General features: G+C 64.3%; 9 protein-coding genes. 5 read left to right on the top strand and 4 right to left on the bottom strand.

Annotation, left to right across the window (positions count from 1 at the left end):
* A partial coding sequence (locus EN781_RS23175) for a GntR family transcriptional regulator (RefSeq protein WP_145965588.1) occupies positions 1-222 on the bottom strand: 222 nt, incomplete at its 3' end.
* Between the two features lie 115 nt (positions 223-337).
* On the opposite strand from EN781_RS23175, the gene EN781_RS23170 reads away from it, so the two are divergent.
* The 3 genes from EN781_RS23170 to EN781_RS23160 are packed head-to-tail and all read left to right on the top strand — an operon-like array spanning position 338 to position 2436.
* Positions 338-1591, top strand: a complete 1254-nt coding sequence (locus EN781_RS23170) for an MFS transporter (RefSeq protein WP_127400364.1) — start codon at positions 338-340, stop codon at positions 1589-1591.
* A gap of 31 nt (positions 1592-1622) precedes the next feature.
* A complete protein-coding gene (locus EN781_RS23165) occupies positions 1623-2003 on the top strand; it encodes a YkvA family protein (protein WP_126054961.1) in 381 nt (126 codons plus the stop codon).
* 58 nt (positions 2004-2061) lie between these two features.
* Positions 2062-2436 (top strand): DUF423 domain-containing protein, encoded by a 375-nt coding sequence (locus tag EN781_RS23160; RefSeq protein WP_126054962.1) that lies wholly within the window; start codon positions 2062-2064, stop codon positions 2434-2436.
* Positions 2437-2445: 9 nt separating this feature from the next.
* Here EN781_RS23160 and EN781_RS34460 read toward each other — a convergent pair whose 3' ends face one another.
* Positions 2446-2595: a hypothetical protein gene (locus EN781_RS34460; protein WP_189363066.1), complete on the bottom strand. Its 150-nt coding sequence runs from the start codon at positions 2593-2595 to the stop codon at positions 2446-2448.
* Between the two features lie 58 nt (positions 2596-2653).
* Complete coding sequence (locus tag EN781_RS34455) at positions 2654-2797, bottom strand: hypothetical protein (RefSeq protein WP_189347756.1); 144 nt, start codon at positions 2795-2797, stop codon at positions 2654-2656.
* 177 nt (positions 2798-2974) lie between these two features.
* On the opposite strand from EN781_RS34455, the gene EN781_RS23155 reads away from it, so the two are divergent.
* Entirely contained in the window at positions 2975-4051 is a 1077-nt protein-coding gene (locus EN781_RS23155) for a LacI family DNA-binding transcriptional regulator (RefSeq protein ID WP_126054963.1), read from the top strand.
* Between the two features lie 6 nt (positions 4052-4057).
* Here the strand turns inward: EN781_RS23155 and EN781_RS23150 are convergent, their stop codons facing one another.
* Positions 4058-5230 carry an OpgC family protein gene (locus EN781_RS23150; protein ID WP_126054964.1) on the bottom strand — a complete coding sequence of 391 codons (1173 nt, stop codon included), beginning with the start codon at positions 5228-5230 and terminating at the stop codon, positions 4058-4060.
* Between the two features lie 202 nt (positions 5231-5432).
* Between EN781_RS23150 and EN781_RS23145 the strand changes: the two genes are divergently transcribed.
* A partial coding sequence (locus EN781_RS23145) for an alpha/beta hydrolase (RefSeq protein ID WP_145965587.1) occupies positions 5433-6028 on the top strand: 596 nt, incomplete at its 3' end.

Below are 6028 nucleotides of genomic sequence, written 5' to 3'. Positions count from 1 at the left end.
TTGTTCGAGTTCGGCCAGATTGATGGGCGAGACCGTCCAGCCGCGCCCGTCGCGGCAGATCAGCCCTTCGGTTTCCAGCCGCAGCAGCGCGGCCCTGACCGGCGTGCGCGAGGCGGCGAAGCGGCTCTCGATCCAGCGCTCGGTCAGGCGCTCGCCGGGCCCGATCTCAAGACCGAGGATCATCTCGCGAAGCTGCCGTTCGACGCTCTGCATCTGCGACATGGCGGTTCCGTTCGTATGGCCGCATTGACAGCGGCAGGGTTGAGGTCCATGACGGATACCAGCTTGGTATCCCAAATTGGTATCCGTAACAACCCCACCATGGCACGGGCATGAGATGAGCAAGAACGGCAGCGAACAGGGCGGCTACAACGTCCACTGGCGGCGCAATCTCGCCGTCTGCTTCGCGGGCTCGTTCAGCACGCTCATCGCCATGACCTTGCTGCTGCCCTTCCTGCCGCTCTATGTCGAGCAGTTGGGCGCCGAGGGCCATGCCGCGATCGTGCAATGGTCGGGCATCGCCTACGGTGCCACCTTCTTCGCGGCCGCCCTTGTGGCGCCGCTGTGGGGACGGCTGGGCGACCGCTACGGCCGCAAGCTGATGCTGGTGCGTGCCAGTTTCGGCATGGCGATCTGCATGTCGCTGACCGGCATGGTCGAAACCGTCTGGCAACTGGTTCTGCTGCGCCTGCTGATCGGCTTTGCCGGCGGCTATTCGTCGGGCTCGACCATCCTGGTCGCCATGCAGACACCGAAGGAGCGTTCCGGCTGGGCGCTGGGCGTGCTCTCGGCCGGCATCACGGCGGGTGGCCTGGTCGGGCCGCTGCTGGGTGGCGCATTGCCGCCGGTGATCGGCATCCGCGCCACCTTCCTGCTGTCGGGCGGCGTCATCTTCCTCGCCTTCCTGGCGACGACCATCCTGATCAAGGAGACCCCTCGCCCGGCGGCGGCCAAAACTGGAGCTGCGTCAAAGCCGAAAAGCGGCTGGTCGCAGATCCCCGACAAGCGCCCGGTCGTCGCCATGCTGGCGACCGGCATGCTGCTCGCCTTCGCTACCATGTCGATCGAGCCGATCATCACTGTCTATGTGCAGCAGCTGATCGAGGACGAGAGCCGGGTGACCTTGGTCGCCGGGGTGGTCATGTCGGCGGCGGCGCTCGGCGCCATCCTGTCGGCCTCGTGGCTGGGCAAGCTCGCCGACCGCATCGGCCACTGGAACGTGGTGATCGCCGCGCTTGCCATCTCGGCCCTGCTGTTGATCCCACAGGCCTTCGTCACAGAGGGCTGGCAGTTGATCGGTCTGCGCTTCCTGATGGGTCTGGCGCTGGGCGGGCTCCTGCCCTGCATCACCAGCGTCATCCGCCACAACGTGCCGGACGGCGTCGGCGGCAATGTGCTGGGCCTGTCAATCTCGGCGCAATATGTCGGCCAGGTGGCCGGGCCACTGCTCGGCGGCTTTGCCGGAGGCCATTTCGGCATGCGCTCGGTATTCCTGGGAACATCGCTGCTGATGGCCGGCGGCGCGGCCTACAACTGGATTGTCCAGTCGCGGCGCACGCGCAACATACTGGCGCAAGCCGGCAGTTCCTGACACGTTCGCCTTTTGCGGATAAACCCACCCGATGAACGGCAAGCTGAAGGACTGGGCGCGCACGATCAAGCAAGACGTGCACGCGATCTATCTCGCGGCCGGTGATGCCCGTACGCCTTGGTATGCGAAGGTGCTGGCGCTATGTGTCGCCGGCTATGCCCTGTCTCCAATAGACTTGATTCCCGACTTCATCCCGGTGCTGGGATATCTCGATGACGCAATCATTGTGCCGCTCGGCATCCTGGCCGTGCTGAAGATGATTCCACCGGAGGTCATGGCAGAACATCGAGCCGCTGCCGCGCTTGCGGGAGAGCGCCCGGTGAGTCGGGTAGCCGCAGTCGTCATCGCTTCCGTCTGGGGCGCATCTGCCACACTGGCGGCCTGGCTCGGCTATCGCTACTTCATCGGCTGAGTTCGCGACACCATCCGCGCTTTCACTACATCGGTCGTATGGCAGGAGGCACCCCCATATGGGCACAACTGAACAAGCAGCTAGCGGAGGCAGCCGCATCTTCGTTCTTGCCGGCGGCCTCTGCGGCGCGGCGGGCGTGGCGCTGTCGGCCGCGGCCGCGCATCTGGGCGGCGGCTTCGTCGGCACGGCGGCGTCTTTCCTGCTCATGCACGCGCCGGTCTTCCTCGCCGTCGGGCTGATCGGCGCCGACCGCGCCCTGCGAATCGCAAGCCTGGTCCTGCTTTTCGGGCTGGTGCTTTTCTGCGGCGATCTTCTCGCCCGCGACTTCCTGGGTTCGCGGCTGTTTCCGATGTCGGCGCCGATCGGCGGCACCCTCCTGATTGCAGGCTGGCTGGCGATCGCCGGTTCGGCCCTCGTCCTGCGTCGCGCCTGAGACCGGCGCTCAGTCCTGCCGGCGCTCGCGCCTTGCCAGCCATTCGCGACTGCGCACGGCCGGCCCTGTGAGGCGCCGCCGCTCCGGCCGCTCGGACGCCGGAGAGATGCCCCAATAGTTGCGATAGATATCCTCGAACAGATGGTTCATCGGATGCATAGCTTTGTACCTCTGAATTGAATCGATCCAATCGATCGACGTGAAAAAGACCGACCGCTCAGCCGCGCTTGCGATCCACGATAAAGCGCGGCTCGCGCCTCCATGGACTTGCCTTGCCGCGGCGCTTCTCGCTGAGCGCAGCCGAGGCAATGCCCCAATCGTTGCGGTAGACGTCCTCAAACAGAAAGTTGACCGGATGCATCGCACCCTCCTTCCAAACTCGCTCCAATCGGCCGAATTGCCAACTTGGATCGATTCAAACATAGGCCATCCGACCTGGGAGTCAAGCGGAATTTGAATCGATCCAAGAAAAATGATATTGGACCGGAGATCGATCCCCGTCCATGTAGTGCGGCGTGGGAGGTCCGGGAGAACAGACATGGCATCACTCATCGAAGGCCAGGCACGCCCCATCCGGCTGGCCGATATCGCCAAGGCGGCCGGCGTCTCGCATGGCACGGCCTCCAACGTCTTCAGCCGCCCGGAGATCGTGCGCGCGGAAGTGCGCGAGCGGGTCAAGGCGGTGGCCGAGGCGATGGGCTATGCCGGACCCGACCCCAAAGGCCGGCTGCTGCGCGCCGGCAAGGTCAATGCGATCGGCGTCGCATCGACCGAGCCCCTCTCCTATTTCTTCGACGACCCTTTCGCGCGCGTGATGATGGCCGGTATCTCCGAGGCATGCGACGCCACAGGTGCCGGCATTGCGTTGGTATCGGCTCAAAATGACGAAAAACTCGCCTGGAACATCCAGAGTGCCCTGGTCGACGGCTTCATCCTGTTCTGCATCGAGGGAGGCCCTCGCCTCGTCGAGCTGACGCGCGAACGCAGGCTCCCCTTCGTCGCGCTCGCAGTCGGCTTCGATGACGACACCATCTCGATGATCGGTATCGACAACGTCGCCGGCGCAAGGCTGGCCGCGCGTCATCTCAGCGAACTTGGGCACCGCCGCTTCGCCGTTCTGTCGCTGCCTTTCGTTGACGGCAGCACCGGTCTTGTGACGCCCGGGCGGCTCGGGACGGCGCTCTACACCGCAACGCGCGACCGACTTGCCGGCTATTTCGAGGAGCTTTCCCGCTTCGGCATCGACACCACCAAGGTGCCGGTCTACGAGACCGAAAACGAGGCCGCCTCCACCAGGGCCGGCCTCGAAGCCATCTTCGCCAGCGGCGAGCCGCCCACAGCGATCCTGGCGATGTCCGACCGCATGGCCATGGTCGCGGTCGACTGGCTGACCGGGCGGGGTCTGAATGTCCCGGGGGATGTCTCGGTCATCGGTTTCGACGGCGTTCCGGACGGCCTGCTGTGCAGCCCTCGGCTCACCACGATCGCCCAGCCGATCGCCGAGATCGGCCGTCGGGCGGCGCGAATGATCCTCAATTTCGACGGCTCAGTGCGACGCGAGATGCTCGGTGTCGAACTAATCGTCAGGGCATCGACCGGACCGGCGAGGCCCTGACCGACCTCACCGATTCCCCGCCGCCATCGGCTGGACGCCGAAAGACGCACGCGCTGGCACCTCGCCGCGGGCCGGCTTCTTGCCCGATGAACCGATGCCGGACAGCCATTCGAGATAGAACGCGAGCGCGAACTGCATGGCGATGCCGGCCGATATCAGCAGGGTGTCATAGGCGAGGCCGCCCGGATTGATCAGCTTCAGCACCTGCGCCACCATGGCGAGAACCGTGCCGGTGATGAACACAGGCAACGAGCGCTTGCCGAGGATGGCGAGCGGATGGTCGGGGCTGGTGCGGAACAGGTTCGAGACAGCCGGCAGCGCGACGATGAGATAGCTCACCGCCAATATGTGCAGGAGCCTCGGCAGCGACAGGAATGTCTTGTCGAAGCCGGTCAGCACCACCGGCAGATCGAGCCAGGATATCCGGCCCCAGAGCGGACTGTGCACCCAGACGAGCGCCGTCAGTACATAGGCGGCGGCGGCTCCGAGCAGCCAGCGATTGACCGGAATCACGCCGCCGCGCCTGACATGCAGCATGGCGGCCAGGCCGATGTTGAACAGGAACTGCCAGGACAGCGGATTGAGGAACCAGAAACCGGGCTCCGGATAGTTGGGCGGCGCGATCTGCCAGATGCCGACGACTAGCCACAGGGCTCCCGACAGAACAAGCGCCGGCACCGGCCGGTAGCTGATCAAAAGCAGGAAGGCCGGCGCCAGCAAAAGCAGCACCGCGTAGACCGGCAGGATGTTGTTGTAGCCGAGCTGGTGACCGAGCGTGACGATGCCGACCAGGACTTCCGGTGTGTTCTTCATCAGCGGCTCGATGTTGATCAGTTTCAACAGCTCAGGCCGCCTGGCGAACACCGCGGCGGCGCAGAACAGCGCCATCACCGCCATGGTCGTGACGATATGGGCAACATAGAGGACGCCGGCGCGCCGCCACATCTTCAGCGTCGCCAGCAGCCGGCCTCCGGACTGGAATTTGCTGCCGTAGGCGAGCGCGACCGACATGCCGGAGATCAGCACGAAGGCTTCAGCCGCGTCCGAGAAGCCGAAATTCTTGTAGGTCAGCGTCTCGAACATCGTGCCGGGCACATGATCGATGAAGATGGTGAGCAGCGCGAGCGCGCGAAACACATCGATACGCGTATCGCGTCCGGGCGAAACTGGCATGGTCATCGACAAAAGGCCTCAAAGCTGGTCGTTCATTGGGGCAATGCGACCCCCGGCGCACCGCTTTGATTCCTCCCGTGGCGGAGTGTATCGGCGCAGAAACGGTCTGAAGTAAGCCTGGTTCAATCAACTTTCGCGGAGCAAGAAAATATTCCGTTTTGAAGCCGGCAAATCAACGAATCTATCATAAAATCAAAAGGATATAAGCGTGTCCGAATATACCGGCAAAACTGCCGTCCTGCGTGACTTGAGCTTCCCTTACCGCTTCACACAGCCAACAGAGGCAAGCGGCGAATGCCTGTTCCTGCTACACGGATCAGGTGTCGATGAAACCACGCTGGTGCCGCTGGCGAAACAGATTGCGCCGGATGCCGCACTGGTCGCCGCGCGCGGTCGAATCCCACAAGAGGACGGCTTTCGCTGGTTCGAGCGGATCACGCCGACCAGCTTCGAGCAGGCCAGCATCCGCACGGAAACGGACGCCTTCGCGACGTTCGTTGCCGAGGCGACGAAGCGCCACGGGCTCGATCTCTCCCGCGCAGCCTTCCTCGGCTATTCGAACGGCGCCAACCTGGTCTCGAGCCTGATGCTGCTTCATTCCGGTCTCGTCCGGCGGGCCGCGCTTTTGCGGGCCATGCCGGTGTTGGCCGAGACGCCGCCGACGGATCTCGGCGGCACAAAGGTGCTGATGATCGCCGGCGCCGCCGACCTCACTTACGGTCCCTTCGCGCCGGCGCTGGTGATGCTGCTAAGCCAGCGCGGCGCCACGGTCGACGCAAGGATTATCACATCTGGGCATGAGAT

The organism is Mesorhizobium sp. M4A.F.Ca.ET.090.04.2.1, from assembly GCF_003999085.1.
Lineage (GTDB): Bacteria > Pseudomonadota > Alphaproteobacteria > Rhizobiales > Rhizobiaceae > Mesorhizobium.
Note: the sequence above shows the minus strand (reverse complement) of the source record. Positions and strands in the feature narration are given on the sequence as shown.